Consider the following 19,026-nt stretch of genomic DNA (forward strand, 5'->3'; position numbering starts at 1 on the left):
AACACGTGGAGCTGACGAATACTAATCGGTCGAGGACTTATCCACACATACTTAGCAAACATGCAGTTCCAGTTTTGAAGGTACGAATCCTTCAAACGTTCCTCGGTAGCTCAGTTGGTAGAGCAATCGGCTGTTAACCGATCGGTCGGCGGTTCGAGTCCGTCCCGAGGAGCCACTTCGCTCCTGTAGCTCAGTCGGTAGAGCGTTTCCATGGTAAGGAAGAGGTCGCAGGTTCGATTCCTGTCGGGAGCACCATGAACACTTATCCCAAAATCTTATGGCCCGTTGGTGAAGCGGTTTAACACAGCAGCCTTTCACGCTGTCATACAGGGGTTCGAATCCCCTACGGGTCACCTATCACCCGCACTAGTTGTTGGGGCCCCGCAAAGTACTCGGAATATGCTCCAGAGCATACCGTCACTTTGTGGGGAAACGTGGAGGCTTAGCTCAGCTGGGAGAGCATCTGCCTTACAAGCAGAGGGTCGGCGGTTCGATCCCGTCAGCCTCCACCATAATATCGTCGCGGGATGGAGCAGCTCGGTAGCTCGTCGGGCTCATAACCCGAAGGTCGCAGGTTCAAATCCTGCTCCCGCAACCAAATTTCTCCTGGTAGCAAAAGGAGACAAGAAGTACACATAGTGTACAACAAGCTATGGAGCTGTGGTGAAGTTGGAGTTCACGCCGGTCTGTCACACCGGAGGTCGCGGGTTCGAGTCCCGTCAGCTCCGCCATCTTCAAAAAGAGATGGCACACATTCATCTGAATGAATCTTTTTCACTGAAAATGAAAAAAGCTATTGATTGTAGATGAATGATTTGGTAAAATATATGAGTACGCCGGTATAGCTCAATTGGTAGAGCACCTGACTTGTAATCAGGGGGTTGTGGGTTCAAGTCCTATTGCCGGCACCATTTGTGGGGAGATAGCGAAGTGGCTAAACGCGGCAGACTGTAAATCTGCTCCCTCTGGGTTCGGCGGTTCGAATCCGTCTCTCCCCACCAGTTTTATTTTTGAGAGCCATTAGCTCAGTTGGTAGAGCATCTGACTTTTAATCAGAGGGTCGAAGGTTCGAGTCCTTCATGGCTCACCAGTATTTATTCCCCAAAAAGTGAATCGTGCCGTTGTAGCACATTCTAAATAATTTTCGGGGAACCCGATATCTTACTATGCGGTCGTGGCGGAATTGGCAGACGCGCTAGATTCAGGTTCTAGTGGTGGCAACACCGTGGAGGTTCAAGTCCTCTCGACCGCACCAAACAAACCCCATCAACTACAAATCACATGCGGACGTAGCTCAATTGGTAGAGCGTCGCCTTGCCAAGGCGAAGGTCGAGGGTTCGAGACCCTTCGTCCGCTCCATATGTGCCCTTAGCTCAGCTGGATAGAGCGTTTGACTACGAATCAAAAGGTCGGGAGTTCGAATCTCTCAGGGCACGCCACTATCTTTCCGAATAGGAAAGATTATGATAAGATAGGTTATATTGAATAGTCGGGAAGTAGCTCAGCTTGGTAGAGTACTTGGCTTGGGACCAAGGGGTCGCAGGTTCGAATCCTGTCTTCCCGACCATGATTTGCCCAGATCTTTCTGAGTTGCCGGGGTGGCGGAATGGGCAGACGCAACAGACTTAAAATCTGTCGGGAGTTTCTCCCGTACCGGTTCAAGTCCGGTCCTCGGCACCATTACAATTACACGCGGGTGTAGTTCAATGGTAGAACTCCAGCCTTCCAAGCTGGTCGCGTGGGTTCGATTCCCATCACCCGCTCCATATGAATAGAGAACAGGGAGGCTAAGCAGCTCTCTGTTTTTTTCTATTCCTATCCTGAGCAGATGTCCTAACGAGTCAGCAAAAGACGCTAACACAAAAAGGATCTGCATCGCCGTAGACGTACATACAGCTTTGCAGATCCAGGAGAGTGTCGAAGTGTGTCTAATCATTTCAGTGGTAGAAACATATGTTTTCGTGTAGAGTAAATATAGATCGCTTACCAACACAATAGGTAACGGATCTCTTGCATCGCCTCCTGATTTCAGGAGGCTTTTTTCATGCTCGGCCATCGTCAGGAGACAGACTGTTCGGTAGGCTCGGCAGTGGTGATGGGTAACGAGACAACAAAGCGCGTCCGCTTCTCGTTTGAATCACAGTGGATGGTTCCATTATGCTTCTCAATAATATTTTTACATATAGAAAGTCCTATGCCTGTCCCGTTTTGTTTGGTAGTAAAAAACGGTTGAAACAGGCTCTCGACGATCTCGGCTGGGATCATTTCTCCGTTATTCTCCACGCTCAAATACAGCCATCCATCCGATGACGTGGCGATGACGCTAATACACTTGTCTGGTCGATGTTGTACAGCGTCAATCGCGTTGTTTAACAGATTGACGATGACTTGCTTCAGACCTTCTTCATAACATGCAAGTGAGCAGGGGTGGATTAGTTTTTCAAAGCGTATGTTTTCTCCTAGTAATCGGGGAGTGATGAGTAATTCCACTTCTTCAAAAAGATTTTCTACTTGAACGGTCTTGAAGATTTCATCCAAGATCGGTTTTTTCGAGAAACTCAAAAATCCGGTTAACTGCCGGTGCAAGTTTTCAAATTCGTGCATGACCACCTGAATGTAAGACTGCAGCTTGGCCTGCTCCTTGGTTGACTCACCGATCAGCTTTAAGAACCCTTCAATGGCACATAGCGGGTTCCGCAGTTCATGTGCCATGTTTGCTGCGATTTTCCCCAGCATCGTCAATTTATCGTTGTGCAGATAGGATATGGTTTCTTCTTTTTGAACCAGCTCTTCATTCATCATTTGCTCAAAATGGTAGACGGCCCAAAAGACACTTTCATCCATGGCTTTCCCGAGCTGTGTCTCCAAATAGAGCATATCGCTTGGAGACAACGACCACTGGTGCAGTTCTGGCTGCAGCACACGCCAAAATACATTTCGATAGATCTGATACGTACGCAAAATGGAGGAGAAGGGGAATTCCTGCGAACGCAGCCACTCTCCCATATCCAGTGACCAAGCTTGCATATCGTGATCCACATTTTCCACCAGATAACGAGCTAAGAGAACTGTACGCTTTTCCGCAAAATCGCGGGGGATTGTTACAGGAATTTCCATACTGCGAACAATTTCTTGCATCCACACCGTGGTAATACTTGGTGCCATATCTAAAATTTTCCTAGAAACGTTAAATAAATTTAGCGTCACAGTTTCCACCATCTCTTATCCACCCCACTAAAATCGTAAGGGATAAGGGCACGGAAAGACAAGGTATAATTCTCCTAAATTCGCAATAAAATGTTTTTTTATGGAAGTTTTTATCTACAAAATCCGCTAAAAAGTTCCCTATTTCGGAAAAATCTTTAATCATGAGTCCGATTCTAGTCGCATAAAGTAGAATGGACAGACTTTTGGTGGACCAGGGGAGGCAGGGATGGAGGAGCATTTTTGGCTGGGACTGGTACATATTTTTATGATCGATCTCGTACTCAGCAGTGACAATGCAGTTGTGATCGGGATGGCCTGCCGAGGGCTGCCAAACAAAGATAGAAAGAAAGCCGTCCTGTACGGAACACTCGGAGCCATTCTGCTGCGCGTATTACTGACAAGCTTGACAACCTGGATGCTAGATATTCCGCTAGTCAAAGCGATAGGCGGGTTCTTGTTACTATGGATCGCATGCAAGCTGATGATAGGGGAAAGCGAAGAGCTGGCAGAGGTGTCGCGCAATCAGAACGTGGGGCAAGCCGTCCGAACCATCATTCTCGCCGATTTTGTGATGAGCCTGGATAATGTTCTGGCAGTAGGGGGGGCAGCTCACGGAGATTTGTGGCTGGTGATTCTGGGGCTCTTGATGAGCATTCCGCTGTTGATGTGGGGGAGTGCGTTTGTTGCTCGATTGATGAATCGCTTCAACTGGCTGGTGATCGTCGGAGGGGGGGTTCTGGCATTCACGGCAGTAGAGATGTGCCTAGAGGATCCCTATGTATGGAAATGGGTGAATCCTCTCATGCTGAACCATATGTGGCTTCCCGTCATTGTGGCACTCCTCGTGATGGTGTGGGGACGCATAAAAAGGGCGTAGCTGGTAATGAGGGGGCTGCATTCTGGGGCATACTACTTAAAAACATGTCCAGAAAGGATCCGGATGCAGATGAATTCGAGCCTCTTGATGCTCTGGGGGTTGTGGGACGATGTATATCAACGCTGTACACGGCTTCGCTACATAGAAAAAGGAGCCAACATCTTCCGCGTTGTTCTGCTTCGTTATCGAGGCGAGACATTGGTTACGACGGATCATCAGGTAATCAACCGCGGTGATTGGATCGTGAAAATCCATATCCATAACTATTACTTTGCTACCTTATGCAAAGGGGTAAAGGACGACCTGAGGCTGGCGTTGCTGCTGAGGCGCCACATCATGCTTTCTCTACCGAAATTGGCGGGCTATCTGGAAAGCATGGATGAAAAGGAAAAAATCAAGGGGATCGTCGGTACTACGATGCTGCATAAAGGTGTTCAGCCCTTGGGGTTTTCCATTTCGGACGTGCCGATGAACGGGTATTTCCGCTATAAGCGCTGGTATTTACGTCTGCTGCTGCGTTTCATTCATCCGGATGGAAAGAAGCGGGTGCAAAGCTGGAAGCAAGACATGCCGTTAAAACGCGTGTACATGTCGAAGGAGTCCCTGCTGGAAAGGTACGGATCGCAAAATCCCTCCCCTCTAGGAGATTTACACTGATGGGGAAGCGATTTCTGGTTGTGACAGAAGAGTGGGCGGGAAGCGGGCACAGAATGGCAGCAGAGGCTTTGGTAGAGGAGCTAAGCGCCAGTGCAGGTGTGGATTCAGCAAAACTTGTAGGCGGATTAGAGACGGCCAGTCCCGCTTTGAGGGAGCTGTCCCGTTTTTTTTATCTGGGGATGCTCCGTTTAGCGCCTCCGCTATGGCAGCGTATCTATGAACGCGAGCAGCTATGGAGCACCTCTTTGCAAAAGCCGCTTGCTTGGTGGCTCTCGCGGAAATTGACCCGCGAATTGCTGAAGAAAGAGCAGCCACATGTAGTGATAGCAACGCATGCATACTGCTTGTCGGCACTGGCGAGAGCGAAGCGGGAAATGGATGCCCCTTTTCACTTGGTGAGTATTCCTACGGATTTTCATGTGAATCATTTTTGGGTACACCCGCAGATCGACACGTATGTGGTAGCGCATGAACAGCTTGCGGAAGTGTTGAAGAGAGACTTTCAGGTGCATGCCGATAAAATCCAGGTCCACGGAATCCCGGTGCGACCTGCTTTTCGTGCGGCTGGAGAAAGGGACAAGCCCACCTGGAGGGCGGCACTGGGGCTATCTCCTGAGAGGTTTACCGTTCTCGTCAGCGGCGGAGAAGGGGGATATGGGGGGATTGCGGAAGTGCTGCAGGAGCTGGTACGTATACAGGAGCCGCTCCAGATTATCGTGGTGACCGGAAAAAATGCCAAGCTGAAGAGACAGCTAGATGACTGGCAGCAAAAAACGCCAGATCTCCGGCATCATATTTTGATCAGGGGCTATGAGTCTCAAATGTGGCAATGGATCTCTGCAGCCGACGTGTACATCTCAAAGCCGGGTGGAATTACTTGTGCAGAAGCGTTGGCCTTAAAAACGCCGCTGCTTTTGTACAAGCCGCTTCCCGGTCAGGAGAGGCGAAATAGTGCCTTTCTCAGACACAATCAAGCAGCAGCAGTGGCCAATACTCCGATGGAAATCCGAGAGACCCTGAATCGGTGGAGAATTCGTCTGGAGGGGCAGAAAGAGATTGAGAAAATAGAGCAAGTGCGCAGGCCGGAAGCGGCCAGGCAGACAGCGGAATATCTGCTGGGGTTATAAAGTAATAAATTGGAATTGAAAAAAATTAAGGTTAACACGAATGAACATCTGCTCCTTCACACATATTAAAGCTACTAACGACGAGGAGGTGATACACAGATGGCTAACAACAACAGATCCAGTAACAACCTGGTGGTTCCACAAGCGAACCAAGCTCTGGACCAACTGAAGTACGAAATCGCTTCCGAATTCGGAGTTCAGCTTGGACCTGACACCACATCCCGTCAAAACGGTTCAGTTGGTGGAGAGATTACTAAACGTCTTGTCTCCTTCGCTGAACAACAATTGGCTGGTCGCGGCTAATTGAATAGCTGGATGGGGAAAGGCACCTGCGGGTGTCTTTCCTTTTTAACGTACAGAAAATCTTCGTACCATGCATAACCGTTAGGAGGAAAAAGCATGCCTGACTGGCTGAATATAGCGTTGCGATCGATTGGAGCACTCGTCTATTTGTTTCTCTTAACCAAGCTGATTGGCAAAAGACAGATACGGCAGCTGACTTATATCGAATACATAGTCGGGATTACCATCGGGTCTATCGCAGCCTTCATGGCCACGGAAATGGATGGCCCCATTTTTCACAGTTTGATCGCACTGACGATTTTCGCTGTGTTTCCGGCACTTAGTGAGTGGCTGTCGTTGAAAAGCAAATGGTATCGGGACCTGATGGAAGGCAAATCAACGATTGTGATTCAGGATGGCAAGATATTGGAGGGCAATCTCGCCAAAGAAAAGCTTACGGCAGAAGATCTGTTAGAACAGCTGCGGGTCAAAAATGTGTTTCGGGTGGCGGATGTGGAATTTGCCTTGATGGAAACGAGCGGTGAGCTTACTGTTCAACTGAAGACAGAACAGCTACCCGTAACCCCTAGTCAGCTGAAGCTGAATGTTGCGTCGGCAAAGCCTCCACAAACCGTCATTATGGATGGGAAAATTATGCCCGTTCCTTTGGCGGCGTTAGGGAAGGACCAGACTTGGCTGGAAACACAGCTGAAGAAGCGCAACAAGACGCTGCAGGATGTCTTTTTAGGACAAGTGGACGAATCGGGGAACCTCTATCTCGATTACGTCAGTGATGCGGGGGGAAGCAAGAAGAAGCCGCAAATTCAGGAAACCTATGAAACGCTCAAGCAATGCCTTCAAGATTTGGAACAGCAAGCCAATGCTGAGCAAAACTCCAAGCTGCAAGCCAAATACAAGGATAATGCTGCGAAGCTGGAGGAAATCCTGAAGCAGATTCAGCCTCAATACAAGCATTGACAGCAGAGTCAATAGTCCTTCCTGCTAGAGGTATGGTTTGCCGCATCTGGTAAAATGCTTGAATTGAACCTTCTTTCGCCAGCTTGTAGAATGTTTGCGAAGGAGGGGATGTTCATGTGGTGGATGAAAAAAACGCTGACTACCCTGCTGCTGGCAATATTGGCCATAGCGATTGTGACGCCCAACGAAGCGTTTGCAGCAACGCAACTAAAACAAGGAAGCGTCAACGGAGACGTGTGGGATTTGCAATATCGTTTGCAGATGTTAGGCTATTACGATGAAAAACTGGATGGCATCTATGGGTCTGACACTATCCATGCGGTGAAACAGTTTCAACGTAATTACGGGCTGCCTGCAGATGGCGTAGTGGGCAACAAGACGTGAAGAACACTGAAAAGAGTCAGCGTGAACCAAAAAGAAATGCAGCTTCTGGCACAGCTCGTTTATGCAGAGGCTCGTGGAGAAAAATACGAGGGACAAGTAGCAGTTGCAGCAGTCGCGATGAACCGACTGCGCTCCAGCGACTTCCCCAACACCATTAACGGTGTCATTTTCGAACCATACGCTTTTACCGCTGTAGACGATGGACAATTCTGGATGACGCCGAACAAAACGGCTTATCGTGCTGCCTGGGATGCCGTAAGAGGATGGGACCCAACAAACGGGGCTCTCTACTACTTCAACCCAGATACAGCAACGTCTGACTGGATCTGGTCACGCCCGCAGATTAAGAAAATCGGAAAGCATATTTTTGCTCGATAAATAACAGGAAAAGGAGCTCTTGCAAATGACGAAACGGTCATATGTTCAAGGGCCTTTTCTTTTTTCCAGCGAAATGGCAAGAATTGTGCGTTGTTTTTGCAGGGAGATCCGCTAAAATGATATGAAAGATGTGCATATCAAAATATCGGAGGGCGATGATGAGGAAGGCATGGATCCTGGCCTCACTGGCAGCCATGATGATCATGGGGGCGCCAGCTGTAGAGGCAAAGACGAACGAAACGGAAACTTCTACTCCACCGTATGTAGACATTGCAGGTCATTGGGCAGAAAAAGATATTGAAAAACTTTACATAGCAGGAGCAGTTGGTCAGATGCAAGATTTCCGACCAAATGACCCTGTCACACTAGGCGAGCTCATCACGATGTTCGTAAAAGCAAAGGGAATTGAGCCCTTGAAATCGGCAGAATCTTCTTTCGCTGATGTTCCAGCGAACAGCTGGCTGGCTCCCTATGCAAATACGGCGTACGAATTGGGAATCGTTCATGGACAAAAGAAGGGCAATCAAGTCTACCTGAATCCGAACCAGCCTGTGGAGCGAGAAGAGATGGTGTCTATCCTGGTTCGTTCCATGGGGCAAAGTGGAGCGGTAAATCAGGTGAAGTGGTCTACCACCGTACAAGCCTTGGCTACCTATCAGGACGGAAACAGTGTGCAGCAGGCGTACCAACGGCCGCTCGTTTACGCATTGGAGAACCGCCTGGTAAGTCCATATGGAGACGGGACACTCAAGCCACAGACGCTGATCACGAGGGCCGAGGCGGCGACGTACGCTTCGCTGCATTTGCTCACGCCAAAAGCAGCGAAGACAGCAAGTGCTAACCAATTGGCAAACGGTACGTCCTTTCGGGAACGGCTAACGGTTCAGACTACTGCCTACACATATGCAAGTGACCCAACCACGTTATCTTATCTGGAATACCCTTTGCGCAAGGGAGTTGTAGCAGTGGATCCCAATGTCATCCCGCTAGGCACTCACTTGTACATCGAGGGCTACGGCTATGCCGTTGCCGCAGACATTGGCGGTGCCGTAAAGCAGCGACATGTAGATCTCTACTTGCCAACACTCCAGCAAGCACAAAGCTACGGAATGAAGCAGGGCGTGAACGTTTACATTCTGGATTAATGACGATTGCTGGACATATTACCCACTCTTTCCACTCATACTATGGGGGAAAGGGTGGGATTTTTTGTGAGCTGGTTGATCGGTATCGTCCTTTTTCTTTTTCTGATGCTCTTGATTACTCCTGTCCAAATCCACCTGTACTACGGGCGCGTGGGGGAGAATGATCATATCGTTGTAGAGCTGTCTGCGTGGTATCGATTGATTCGCAGGAAATACGAAATACCCATGGTTTTTATGAAGGCAACAGAGGAAGGACCAGAAGTCGTAGCAAAAGTGGAAACGGTGCAGCAGAAAACGAAGACCAAAGACAAAGTAAAGGACCTGACGCGCAAGCAGGTGAACAAATGGTATCACAACTACAGGGAAGTGCTGGAAAGAGTTCATGACATGCAGCCGCTAATGAAACAGTTTCTTAGACGAATCCACTGCACACGCCTGGTATGGCATACCGTGATGGGGGCGGGGCAAGCGTCAGAGACAGGTGCACTCACCGGTATCATCTGGGCAGTCAAAAGCATGATCATCGGCGCTATTTCCAACGCCATTTCCTTGCGCATCATTCCCAGCTTGAGTGTACAGCCCGTCTGGAACCAAGCGTTTATTCGAACTCAGTTTCAGTGCGAGCTCCACGTGATCCTAGGCCACATCTTTTGGGTTGTCTTTCGATTGTTCCTCCAGCTGCGGAAGGGGCGCTCGCGAAAGTGGCGGACGGCACCCTCTGAGGCGTAGAGGGCATGAGTCGTACATGCTCCAAAGTTTTTAGGGCATGTTAAAGAATGCGGAAGATCGAAAGGAGGAAGGAACTTGGCAGACCACCCCATTCAAGGCTTAATGCGAACGGCGATGGAAAATATCAAGCAAATGGTCGATGTCAATACGATCATTGGAGATCCAGTGGAGACACCGGACGGCAGCGTGATTCTGCCGATCTCCAAAGTGGGGTTCGGCTTCGCAGCAGGGGGGAGTGAATTTCAGTACGATCGCGATCACCCAGGTGCAATCGGCTATCCCTTTGGCGGTGGTAGCGGGGGAGGCGTTTCCATTACGCCCGTTGCGTTTCTCGTCGTAGGGAAACAGGGAATCCGCTCCATCCCACTGGAAAATTCGACGCATCTGTACGATCGGATACTGGACTCTGTTCCACAGTTTGTGGACAAGCTGCAATCGATGCTCAGCAAAAAGGATGACACCGCTCTTCATTCCACCACCGTGGTGGCTCGAGTAGAGGAAAGCGACCTCGAGGATCTCATGGAACGAAGCTGATAGCGAGCAAAAAAACAGGTACATCCACAGAAGGGGTGTACCTGTTTTTGTTTTAAAAGAGTAGATTGATAAACAAGCCTGTGTTCACCACATGAAGATAGCGGAAGCTGGAGGTCGAAAGCGAAGCATAGGGCTGGCGGCTTGCCGCATCTTCAAAGGGCTGGGAAAACGCTCCAAGGGGCTTGGTTTGCACCCGTATGGCTTCTTCCCGAAATTGCTGGGCCAAACCGCGCATGTCCTGGACAAACTGATCGTGGTACTGGGCAACCTCTTCCTGAAACACCTCTTCTTGCAGCTCCATCTGACCGTCCGACTGCAAGCGGATTCCGTAGCGGTTCAAGCTACTGTCTGCAGCTTGAGAAATCCGCTCAAATGTCTCCAGTCTTTCATGAATCAAGGTGTTTTTCTTTTCCTGTAGGAAGGCGTGAAGCCGATTAAAGCGATCTACCAGTAAGCGTGTATGCTGCAGGAGTCCGTCGTGATCAGGCACGACCGTAATCGATACAGGGCTGGCTCCTTTTTGGTGCATAGACACGCGAACCTCACCGTTCCCGATCAGGACCTGGTTATTTGCGGAGGAGCGCTTCACCCCATCCAAAAAGAATACCGCATCTCGTGCTGGGACACTCACCTTATGAACGCCAAGTGCCCGGACGCTATTTCCTTTTTGATCCTGTATGGCAAAGGCGTTCTCTTTTCCCGTAGTTTTGCTTTCGAGAATGAGCGCTTGCTGGTCTCCCTGCGATTCGATTCGCGTGGAAAGCAAAGACCCTTGACTTCCCAGTGCTTCCGCCATCCTCTGGATGCTTTGACCATGCGTATCGGTGGCAGCAGAATAAAAGGTGTACGAATCCTCCTGATTTTCCGTCACGACGAAAAACTGCTGCTGACCTTCTGCTACAGAGGTGAGAGAGGCCGCTTCTGCCATTTTTCCTTTGTTGGCTTGGGCATTCGCCAAGCTGGCAACATCGAGCCGATACACTCCGGTCTTGGCATGCGCCTGTGCTTGAGCCGTTGCTGTTTCAGGGTCAGAGCTGATGGCCAAGCGTTTGCTGACAGCACTGCTCGGACGCTCGGGATCGAACTGGCGGGCCGCTCTATCCAAATCAGCAGAATAGCGGTACAGGCGCGAGAGAGAGTCGGAAAGTTCCGTCATCCATTGCTGTTCACGGGTGTAGAACGGCTGAAGGCTGTAGCTGATGATCGGATCGACAGGTGCCGTCAGTTTTGCTTGTACCATCTGGAAATGGTAGCGGCCAACGCGATGGCTGTACGGGATATGGCTGATCCGGTTCACTCTCATGCCGGTCACCTCCTACGTTCAATAGTTCTACACCCATTATAGTGGATCTTTATTCCATTTCAATGAGGAGATCGCCTGTTTCGATAGCTTCTCCCGCTTTGACGTAGACGGATTTGACTTTGCCATCTGCAGGTGCCTGGATGGTCGTCTCCATTTTCATGGCCTCGCTGACCAAAAGATGTTCGCCTTTACGCACCTTGTCACCCTCAGCTACAAGGACCTTCAACACCTTTCCTGGCATCGATGCGCCCAGGTGTGATGGATTTTGAGCATCTGCCTTGCGTCGTACCTGTTCGCTGACTACCGCAGATTGGTCACGTACGAAAATTTCGCGTGGCTGCCCATTCAGCTCGAAGTAAATGATGCGGCGGCCATCGGGATGGAGTTCCCCTACCGCAACCAGCTTGATGATGAGCGTTTTTCCTCGCTCGATCGTAATGGCTGTTTCTTCCCCTGGACGCAGCCCGTAGAAGAAGGTGGAAGTATTCAGGACGGAGAGATCGCCATATTCCTTCATCCGTTGGTCGAACTGCAGGTACACCTGCGGATACATGATGTAGGAGAGCACATCGAGTTCATCCGGTTCGCGCCCGATCTTTTCTTCCAGCTCTGCTGCGACTTGAGTGAAATTGACAGGTGCCAACAGTTCGCCTGGACGTGCGGTGAAAGCATCGCGGCCTTTCAGCACGAGTTCCTGCAGCTGTTTCGGGAAGCCCCCTGGTGGTTGGCCCAAATAACCTTGGAAGAACTGAATGACGGAATCCGGGAAGTCGAGGCGCGCACCTTTTTCCCAAATGTTTTCCTCTGTCAGGTTGTTCTGTACCATAAACAAGGCGAGGTCTCCTACTACTTTAGAGGACGGTGTCACTTTGACGATATCGCCGCACATCTGATTGACGACCGCATACATATGCTTGACCTCTTCCCAACGACCTTCCAAACCGACCGCTTTGGCCTGCTGCTCGAGGTTGGTGTACTGCCCGCCTGGCATCTCGTGTACGTATACCTCGGTGTTGCTTGCTTTCATACCGCTTTCGAAGCCTTGGTAGTACGGGCGAACATCTTCCCAGTAGTCGGAGAGTTTGTTGAAAGCATCCAGCGAGAGCTTGCTGTCTCTCTCCGTGTGGGCGAGGCTCGCGATCAGACCGTTCAAGCTTGGCTGAGAGGTCAGACCGGACATCGAGCTGACGCAAGCATCGACGATATCAACACCGGCTTCGATCGCCTTGAGCAGCATCGCAGCACCGTTTCCAGAGGTGTCATGCGTATGCAGGTGGATCGGGATGTCGATTTCCTGCTTCAGGGCGCTCACGAGCTCATAGGCGGCGTAAGGCTTGAGAAGTCCAGCCATGTCTTTGATCGCGAGGATGTGCGCTCCGGCCTTTTCCAGCTCTTTTGCCAGATTCACGTAGTAGGCGAGTGTATATTTGGTTTTCGCAGGATCGAGAATATCCCCTGTATAGCAGATCGAAGCTTCGGCGATTTTTCCGGTGTCGCGCACGGCTTCGATCGCCGTTTGCATACCTGGCAGCCAGTTCAGGCTGTCGAAGATGCGGAAGACATCGATGCCATTTTCAGCAGAAGCTTTAACGAACGATTGGATGACGTTGTCGGGATAGTTCGTATAGCCAACGGCATTTGCCCCGCGCAACAGCATTTGGAACAAAACATTAGGGATGCGCTGACGCAAAATCTGCAGCCGCTCCCATGGAGACTCCTGCAAGAAGCGCATGGTTGTGTCAAACGTAGCGCCACCCCACATTTCGAGGGAGAACAGGTCAGCTCCAAGCTTTCCGGTAGCTTCAGCAACGGAAGCGAGATCGTACGTACGAACGCGAGTGGCAAACAGAGATTGATGAGCGTCGCGGAACGTCGTATCCGTGACCAGCACCTGCTTCTGATCCTTGATCCAACGTACGAGTCCGTCTGCGCCTTCGCGGTCCAAGATTTGCTTGGTGCCTTCCGGATAAGGCTGGCTGTACGGTGTACGCGGGATACGCGGCGAGTCGAAGTGCGGTTTTTTCTCCGGCTTGCCGAGTCCGGGATGTCCGTTTACAATGGTGTTCCCGATGTAGGAGAGCAGCTTGGTACCACGGTCTTGACGGCCCGGGAAAACAAACAGCTCTGGTTTGGTGTCAATGAAGGAAGTGTCGTAGCTGCCGCTCAGGAAATCGGGATGAGTCACGACGTTTTCCAGGAAGGGCAGGTTGGTTTTTACTCCGCGAATGCGGAACTCGCGCAAGGTCCGCAGCATTTTGCGAGCAGCCTGATCAAAGCTTGCTCCGTACGTCGAAATTTTGACGAGCAGCGAATCGTAAAAAGGTGTAATAATGGCACCAGGGTACCCGTTTCCGCCATCGAGGCGAACACCGAAGCCGCCACCGGAGCGCCAAGCCAGAAGACGACCTGCGTCAGGCAGGAAGTTGTTCTCCGCATCCTCTGTCGTCACACGACACTGGATGGCGTAGCCGTTCATGGAGATGGCATCCTGAGAGGCGATGCCGATCTCGACGTCAGAGAGGACATGGCCCTCGGCTACACGGATCTGCGCCTGTACGATGTCGATGCCTGTAATCAGCTCTGTGATGGTATGCTCCACCTGGATGCGAGGGTTGACCTCAATAAAGTAAAAGCGCTTGTCAGGCGTGAGCAGGAACTCGACGGTACCGGCATTGGAATAGTCGGCTTTCTGCATCAAGGTCAAGGCAGCCTGGCAGATTTCTTGGCGCAAGGCGTCATCCAAAGACAAGCTAGGAGCAACTTCTACGACTTTTTGATGGCGGCGCTGGACAGAGCAGTCACGTTCGAAGAGGTGCACGATGTTTCCGTGGTTGTCGCCCAGAATTTGTACTTCGATATGTTTAGGCTGCTCGAGGTAGCGCTCCAGGTAAACCTTTGCGTTGCCAAAAGAGGAGCGGGCTTCCGAACGGGCGCGATCCAAAGAGTCCTGGAGCTCGTCTTGGCTGCGAACGATACGCATACCGCGACCGCCGCCGCCGGATACGCCTTTGATGATGATCGGGTAGCCGTATTCTTTGGCAAAGAGCAGCGCTTCCTGCAGAGATTCGATAGGCTCAGGTGTGCCAGGAATGACGGGGATATTGGCTTCAATCGCCAGTTTTCGCGCTTCGACTTTGTCGCCAAACTTCTCGATCAGCTCAGGCGACGGACCGATGAAGATGATTCCTTCGTCCCTGCAGCGCTGGGCAAACTCAGCGTTTTCTGCGAGGAAGCCATAGCCGGGGTGAATGGCATCGATGTCGTTGCGCTTGGCAATTTCGATGATGCTCTCGATGTCGAGGTAGGCCTCGATTGGACCTTTACCTGCGCCTACCAGGTAGGATTCGTCCGCTTTGAAACGATGGATCGAGACGTTGTCCTGTTCCGAGTAGATCGCTACCGTACGGATCCCCAGCTCGGTCGCCGCACGGAAAATGCGGATCGCGATTTCTCCGCGGTTTGCGACCAGTAATCGATTAATGTTTCTCTTTTGCATGGTCTCTCACTCCTTTTTTATCTACGCCAATCCAAAAACAACTTAAAATTACTTGAAAAATATATATAGTTTAAATATACAAAAATCTTTGTAGAGAAGACAGCGTTATTTTCATACAAGCTGTTGACCAACTGGATAGGAGCCGTGAATATGAGCAAAACGATGCCTGTTTTTGTGTACGGAACTCTGCTGGAGGGCTTTATGAACCATGCTTTATATGCAAAGCCCTACGGCTGCGAGATCCTGCCAGCGAAAATCAAAGGGGAGGTCTATCACTTGCCACAGGGCTATCCTGGCTTGCTCGCAGGAAATGACGACGTAATAGGGGAGATTCTCCTCTTTTCCCCAGAAGTCTATGAAGCGGCACTAAGCGCTCTGGACGAGCTGGAAACTTACTTTGGCCCAGAGGATTTGCGAAATGAGTACGAGCGAATCGAGGTTACGGCGGTCCTGGTGCAAACAGGCGAAGAAGTGATTGCTTATGTATATCGCTACCTGGATGCGGAATACGTGAAGCAATGGGGAACGCGTATCCAAGATGGCGATTGGCGCCGTTACATGCTGGATGTGCTGGCTGAATAGGGGAAGGTGCTTTTGCCAAAACTGGTAGGGAAAAAGGAGGGATCCCTGCCATGGAACTGCTGAATGAGGCTCCTGCCCAAATCTGGCGCTTGTTGATTCCGGCGAGTCATTGGATGTTTCCTGACGAAGTGCCAGAAGACGAACTGATCTTTCATTACCGTGACCATATTTATTTTGTCAACAATGACGGCTCTGTTCTCTCCATGCCCAAGCCAGCCTGCTATGATTTGCTGGATTTGGGAACACTGCTGGAGTATCTGGCTACCTCGGATGAAACGATTGATTTTGATGACGAGGGACAATTCGATTATGGCTTTGTTCTGAAACAAATGGGTTACATTGTACCGGTCAAGCAAAAAACGAAGAAAGCCAATTACCAGATCCACATCATCAACACGGCTTTACCCAAAGCGCATGCCAATCGCTATGAATTGAAGAACGTTCACTTTGGCTTCGCTCTCTACCACGCTCTGATGCGCTGCCATGAGCTGAACGCGAAAACCGACTGGGAATACGAGCATGAGGTGAAGCGAATAGAAAAGGTAGAGCCGAATTCCTCTGGAAAAGTGCAGCTGAATCTGTAATTTCTACTATTGGCATAGTGAAAAAAAGTGAATGATAGGGTATGATGAGTAAGTACATATGAATGATTGGTGAGGAGGAAGAAATCATGACAACAGCTGTTGAGCGCCAAGGCGCATTCGTATTCAAAGGTGGCCCTGTAACTTTGGTGGGTCCAGAAATCAAAGTGGGCGATACTGCTCCTGATTTCACAGTAGTAGGTGGCGATCTGAACCCAGTAACTTTGGCTGATTCCAAAGGAACCGTTCGCATCATCTCCGTGATCCCTTCCATTGACACAGGTGTTTGCGATGCGCAAACTCGCCGTTTCAACGAAGAAGCAGCGAAATTGGACGGTGTAACTGTTCTGACTGTTTCCGTTGACCTGCCTTTCGCGCAAAACCGTTGGTGCGGTGCTGCTGGTATCGACAAGGTGAAAACCGTGTCTGACCACAAAGACCTGTCCTTTGGTACTGCCTATGGCGTAGCAATCAAAGAATTCCGCCTCTTGTCCCGCGCTGTTTTCGTTATCGACGCAAACGACAAAGTGGTACATGCTGAGTATGTTGCGGCTGCTGGTGAGCATCCAAACTACGAAGCTGCGATCGCTGCTGCACAAGCTGCAAAATAAATTTCATCGCACATCGATGGAATAACCAAGCCCTCTTCGTCTATCCGGCGCAGGAGGGCTTTTCATTTGGATTTCGCGTAAATTGTCTACTATCGATAAAATTGATAGAAGGTGAGAGGCGATGAATCATGAGGCGGAGAGAAGATGGAGAGTAGAACAATTGCTACACAAGCAAAGGTCTAAACGACAGCTTCATAAAACAGCGGCGAGTCTAAGACTTTATTTTCAAGTCTTAATTCGCCGCTGTTTCGTTTATTATGGCCAGTCTATAACTGGAGAGTCTTTACTCAATTTCGCACAATAACGCTTCTACTTAGGATTTGCAGATTACAGGACAGCCTGCTTTAAGCCCGGTCGTTGATGGGTTTCGCCCCACTCGCACATGATTTCCATCACGGGCACCAACGTCTTTCCATAATCACTTAACGCGTATTCCACTTTCGGGGGGACCGATGGATAAACCGTCCGTGTCACCAGTTGATCGCTCTCCAGCTCTCGCAAATGCTGGGCTAGCATCTTCTGAGTCACCTCGGGAATCAGCTTCTCCAGCTCGCTGAACCGTTTGGTGGAGTCTAACAAAAGCCATAAGATTGTAGGCTTCCACTTCCCGCCGAGCACGTGAATTACCGTTTCAATCGGACATTTTCTCTCCATTGCTGCCTTTGTCCCAGCTTCCATCCAATCCCTCCCTGCTCAAAGCTTACTTTCAAGTAAGTACCCTACATGAAAGTGGGTTCTTATCAAGATTTTAGGGTGGTGCTAACATGAAGTCAATCAAGCAGTGAAAAATTTGGAAATCACTAGGAAGAGGGGATCATGATGAAGATTATTGTTTTCGGAGCAACGGGAAACACGGGAAGAAAGGTACTGGAACGAGGCGTTAAGCGGGGGCATGAAATGACCGCCTTCGTGCGCAATCCCGAGAAGCTTTATGAGCAGCAAGGCGTGGAGATTGCGGCGCAAGTGAAGGTGATCGCGAAGGACATCACGGATCCGGAAAGCGTCTACGAAGCGCTCTCGCAGCAAGACGCCGCTATTCTTGCAGCTGGTAATGCTGCACAGGGAGAAGAGTTTGTTCGCATTGTCGATAACATCGTCAGCCAGTGTGAAAAAAACACGCTGTTTTCTGGACGGGTATGGGTAATGGGAGGAGCCGGGCTGCTCGACATTCCTTATACCGATTTGATGGGCAATAATTTGCCCGGGTTCCCGCCCATGTACCAAACTCACAACCGGAATCTGGAACGACTGCGTCAGACGAAGCTCGATTGGTCCGTCATGTGCCCGGGAACGATGGTCGAAACGGCCGATCTACCGTCGTCCGTTCGTATGCATGTGAGCACAAACAGTTTGCCTGTGCCTGTTCCGGAGAACATCAAGGACTATTCCGAAGCGGAAATTGCCGGCCACCTGTTCAGCCGGTTTAAGGAGCTGGATGTTGCTTACGAAGATGTAGCGAACTGTATGCTGAACCACCTTGAGCTTGGAGGGCCGTTTAAAGGCAAAAGAGTCGGCGTCGCTTACCAAAGCGAGCTGCCTGTAAGCTGAGCGCGGAAGGAGACTGCCTATATGTTCGGAATGCTGCTCGTTTTGCATATACTCTCGGCGATTGCTTTCATGGGATCCGCATTCCTCATCCCTGCCATTCGCAAGACAGCCAAAACCGCCAGCCAGCTTCGCTTTGTCTTCGATATCACGGCCAAGCTTTCCTGGCTGCCCAAAATAGGCGGAGCTGCTCTGATCGCGACTGGGATGGGGCTCATGATCCTAACCGGCATGGGACTGTCCCATATGTGGCTGAGTGTGTCCCTCCTGTTGTCGCTGCTCCTGGTGGTCGCGATTGGCGGATTCATCGAGCCTCGTTTGCAAAAAGTCACGAAGCTCGTGGCGGCAAGCAGTGGGGATGAGATACCTGCCGAGTTCTCTCACGCGATGAAAAAGATCGCGCCACTAGAGCTGGCGGTGCAACTGCTGATGATTGCAGTTATCGTGCTGATGGTCATCAAGCCGTTTTAATCTCCACCCCCATACTCTACGACTGGACCTTCGGGATAGGGAGCGAAATCAAAACCTTTCTTATTCCGTTTAGATCCATGGATTGCTCAAAAGACCGGGACTCCTTGTAGAATAAGGGGTCTCGGTCTAATGCTTTATT

Annotated in this window: 17 protein-coding genes, 15 tRNA genes and 1 pseudogene; 29 read left to right on the forward strand and 4 right to left on the reverse strand. The window is 50.4% G+C overall.

From position 1 onward, the window contains the following. The first annotated feature begins 99 nt into the window (after nt 1-99). From EDM59_RS19815 to EDM59_RS19885, 15 genes are all read left to right on the forward strand, one after another. Nucleotides 100-175 (forward strand) — tRNA-Asn (locus tag EDM59_RS19815). Nucleotides 176-179: 4 nt separating this feature from the next. Then, nucleotides 180-255, forward strand: a tRNA-Thr gene (locus EDM59_RS19820). 24 nt (nt 256-279) lie between these two features. Further along, nucleotides 280-353, forward strand: a tRNA-Glu gene (locus EDM59_RS19825). An 83-nt stretch (nt 354-436) separates the two neighbouring features. Further along, nucleotides 437-512: transfer RNA gene (locus EDM59_RS19830), tRNA-Val, on the forward strand. 9 nt (nt 513-521) lie between these two features. After that, nucleotides 522-598, forward strand: a tRNA-Met gene (locus EDM59_RS19835). Nucleotides 599-654: 56 nt separating this feature from the next. Then, a tRNA-Asp gene (locus EDM59_RS19840) sits at nt 655-731 on the forward strand. Nucleotides 732-835: 104 nt separating this feature from the next. Beyond that, nucleotides 836-911 (forward strand) — tRNA-Thr (locus tag EDM59_RS19845). Between the two features lie 5 nt (nt 912-916). Further along, a tRNA-Tyr gene (locus EDM59_RS19850) sits at nt 917-1,001 on the forward strand. Between the two features lie 13 nt (nt 1,002-1,014). After that, nucleotides 1,015-1,090 (forward strand) — tRNA-Lys (locus EDM59_RS19855). Nucleotides 1,091-1,168: 78 nt separating this feature from the next. Further along, nucleotides 1,169-1,255, forward strand: a tRNA-Leu gene (locus EDM59_RS19860). A gap of 28 nt (nt 1,256-1,283) precedes the next feature. Beyond that, a tRNA-Gly gene (locus tag EDM59_RS19865) sits at nt 1,284-1,359 on the forward strand. A gap of 3 nt (nt 1,360-1,362) precedes the next feature. Next, a tRNA-Arg gene (locus EDM59_RS19870) sits at nt 1,363-1,439 on the forward strand. A 51-nt stretch (nt 1,440-1,490) separates the two neighbouring features. Beyond that, nucleotides 1,491-1,567, forward strand: a tRNA-Pro gene (locus tag EDM59_RS19875). A 25-nt stretch (nt 1,568-1,592) separates the two neighbouring features. Continuing rightward, a tRNA-Leu gene (locus EDM59_RS19880) sits at nt 1,593-1,680 on the forward strand. 12 nt (nt 1,681-1,692) lie between these two features. Beyond that, nucleotides 1,693-1,766, forward strand: a tRNA-Gly gene (locus EDM59_RS19885). A 292-nt stretch (nt 1,767-2,058) separates the two neighbouring features. Here the strand turns inward: EDM59_RS19885 and EDM59_RS19890 are convergent. Then, the gene (locus tag EDM59_RS19890) at nt 2,059-3,219 is read right to left on the reverse strand and encodes a sensor histidine kinase (RefSeq protein WP_122925227.1); all 1,161 of its coding nucleotides are present in this window, start codon (nt 3,217-3,219) and stop codon (nt 2,059-2,061) included. A gap of 214 nt (nt 3,220-3,433) precedes the next feature. On the opposite strand from EDM59_RS19890, the gene EDM59_RS19895 reads away from it, so the two are divergent. The 9 genes and pseudogenes from EDM59_RS19895 to ytfJ all read left to right on the forward strand — a co-directional run bounded on the left by EDM59_RS19895 (nt 3,434) and on the right by ytfJ (nt 10,298). Further along, nucleotides 3,434-4,084 (forward strand): TerC family protein, encoded by a 651-nt coding sequence (locus EDM59_RS19895; RefSeq protein ID WP_122925228.1) that lies wholly within the window; start codon nt 3,434-3,436, stop codon nt 4,082-4,084. A 69-nt stretch (nt 4,085-4,153) separates the two neighbouring features. Beyond that, the gene (locus EDM59_RS19900) at nt 4,154-4,741 is read left to right on the forward strand and encodes a YkoP family protein (protein ID WP_122925400.1); all 588 of its coding nucleotides are present in this window, start codon (nt 4,154-4,156) and stop codon (nt 4,739-4,741) included. Continuing rightward, nucleotides 4,741-5,868, forward strand: a complete 1,128-nt coding sequence (locus EDM59_RS19905) for an MGDG synthase family glycosyltransferase (protein ID WP_122925229.1) — start codon at nt 4,741-4,743, stop codon at nt 5,866-5,868. Before EDM59_RS19900 ends, EDM59_RS19905 begins: the two co-directional genes overlap by 1 nt. Before the next feature lie 99 nt (nt 5,869-5,967). Further along, nucleotides 5,968-6,171: an alpha/beta-type small acid-soluble spore protein gene (locus EDM59_RS19910; protein WP_007717155.1), complete on the forward strand. Its 204-nt coding sequence runs from the start codon at nt 5,968-5,970 to the stop codon at nt 6,169-6,171. Between the two features lie 96 nt (nt 6,172-6,267). Further along, nucleotides 6,268-7,128 carry a DUF421 domain-containing protein gene (locus EDM59_RS19915; RefSeq protein WP_122925230.1) on the forward strand — a complete coding sequence of 287 codons (861 nt, stop codon included), beginning with the start codon at nt 6,268-6,270 and terminating at the stop codon, nt 7,126-7,128. Between the two features lie 114 nt (nt 7,129-7,242). Next, nucleotides 7,243-7,890, forward strand: a pseudogene (gene sleB, locus EDM59_RS31450) (spore cortex-lytic enzyme). A gap of 158 nt (nt 7,891-8,048) precedes the next feature. Further along, on the forward strand, nt 8,049-9,035 hold the full coding sequence (locus tag EDM59_RS19925; RefSeq protein WP_122925231.1) for an S-layer homology domain-containing protein: 987 nt from the start codon (nt 8,049-8,051) through the stop codon (nt 9,033-9,035). Between the two features lie 66 nt (nt 9,036-9,101). Beyond that, nucleotides 9,102-9,764: a DUF2953 domain-containing protein gene (locus tag EDM59_RS19930; protein WP_122925401.1), complete on the forward strand. Its 663-nt coding sequence runs from the start codon at nt 9,102-9,104 to the stop codon at nt 9,762-9,764. A 75-nt stretch (nt 9,765-9,839) separates the two neighbouring features. Then, the gene (ytfJ, locus tag EDM59_RS19935; RefSeq protein WP_122925232.1) at nt 9,840-10,298 is read left to right on the forward strand and encodes a GerW family sporulation protein; all 459 of its coding nucleotides are present in this window, start codon (nt 9,840-9,842) and stop codon (nt 10,296-10,298) included. 52 nt (nt 10,299-10,350) lie between these two features. On the opposite strand, the gene EDM59_RS19940 is transcribed toward ytfJ, so the two are convergent. Further along, complete coding sequence (locus EDM59_RS19940) at nt 10,351-11,601, reverse strand: flagellar cap protein FliD N-terminal domain-containing protein (protein WP_122925233.1); 1,251 nt, start codon at nt 11,599-11,601, stop codon at nt 10,351-10,353. Between the two features lie 49 nt (nt 11,602-11,650). Continuing rightward, nucleotides 11,651-15,097, reverse strand: a complete 3,447-nt coding sequence (pyc, locus tag EDM59_RS19945) for a pyruvate carboxylase (RefSeq protein ID WP_122925234.1) — start codon at nt 15,095-15,097, stop codon at nt 11,651-11,653. Nucleotides 15,098-15,247: 150 nt separating this feature from the next. Between pyc and EDM59_RS19950 the strand changes: the two genes are divergently transcribed. From EDM59_RS19950 to tpx, 3 genes are all read left to right on the forward strand, one after another. Beyond that, nucleotides 15,248-15,679 (forward strand): gamma-glutamylcyclotransferase family protein, encoded by a 432-nt coding sequence (locus tag EDM59_RS19950; RefSeq protein ID WP_122925235.1) that lies wholly within the window; start codon nt 15,248-15,250, stop codon nt 15,677-15,679. A 50-nt stretch (nt 15,680-15,729) separates the two neighbouring features. Further along, nucleotides 15,730-16,263 carry a hypothetical protein gene (locus tag EDM59_RS19955; RefSeq protein ID WP_122925236.1) on the forward strand — a complete coding sequence of 178 codons (534 nt, stop codon included), beginning with the start codon at nt 15,730-15,732 and terminating at the stop codon, nt 16,261-16,263. 86 nt (nt 16,264-16,349) lie between these two features. Next, complete coding sequence (gene tpx, locus EDM59_RS19960) at nt 16,350-16,871, forward strand: thiol peroxidase (protein WP_092267522.1); 522 nt, start codon at nt 16,350-16,352, stop codon at nt 16,869-16,871. 327 nt (nt 16,872-17,198) lie between these two features. Here tpx and EDM59_RS19965 read toward each other — a convergent pair whose 3' ends face one another. Next, nucleotides 17,199-17,549: a winged helix-turn-helix transcriptional regulator gene (locus EDM59_RS19965; protein WP_281274582.1), complete on the reverse strand. Its 351-nt coding sequence runs from the start codon at nt 17,547-17,549 to the stop codon at nt 17,199-17,201. A 138-nt stretch (nt 17,550-17,687) separates the two neighbouring features. On the opposite strand from EDM59_RS19965, the gene EDM59_RS19970 reads away from it, so the two are divergent. Both EDM59_RS19970 and EDM59_RS19975 read left to right on the forward strand, forming a co-directional pair. Then, nucleotides 17,688-18,419 carry an NAD(P)-dependent oxidoreductase gene (locus EDM59_RS19970; protein WP_246011130.1) on the forward strand — a complete coding sequence of 244 codons (732 nt, stop codon included), beginning with the start codon at nt 17,688-17,690 and terminating at the stop codon, nt 18,417-18,419. Nucleotides 18,420-18,440: 21 nt separating this feature from the next. Then, nucleotides 18,441-18,887, forward strand: coding sequence for a DUF2269 family protein (locus EDM59_RS19975; RefSeq protein WP_122925238.1), 447 nt, complete (start codon nt 18,441-18,443; stop codon nt 18,885-18,887). Nucleotides 18,888-19,026: the final 139 nt, after the last annotated feature.

This window comes from Brevibacillus nitrificans, from assembly GCF_003710965.1.
GTDB lineage: Bacteria > Bacillota > Bacilli > Brevibacillales > Brevibacillaceae > Brevibacillus > Brevibacillus centrosporus.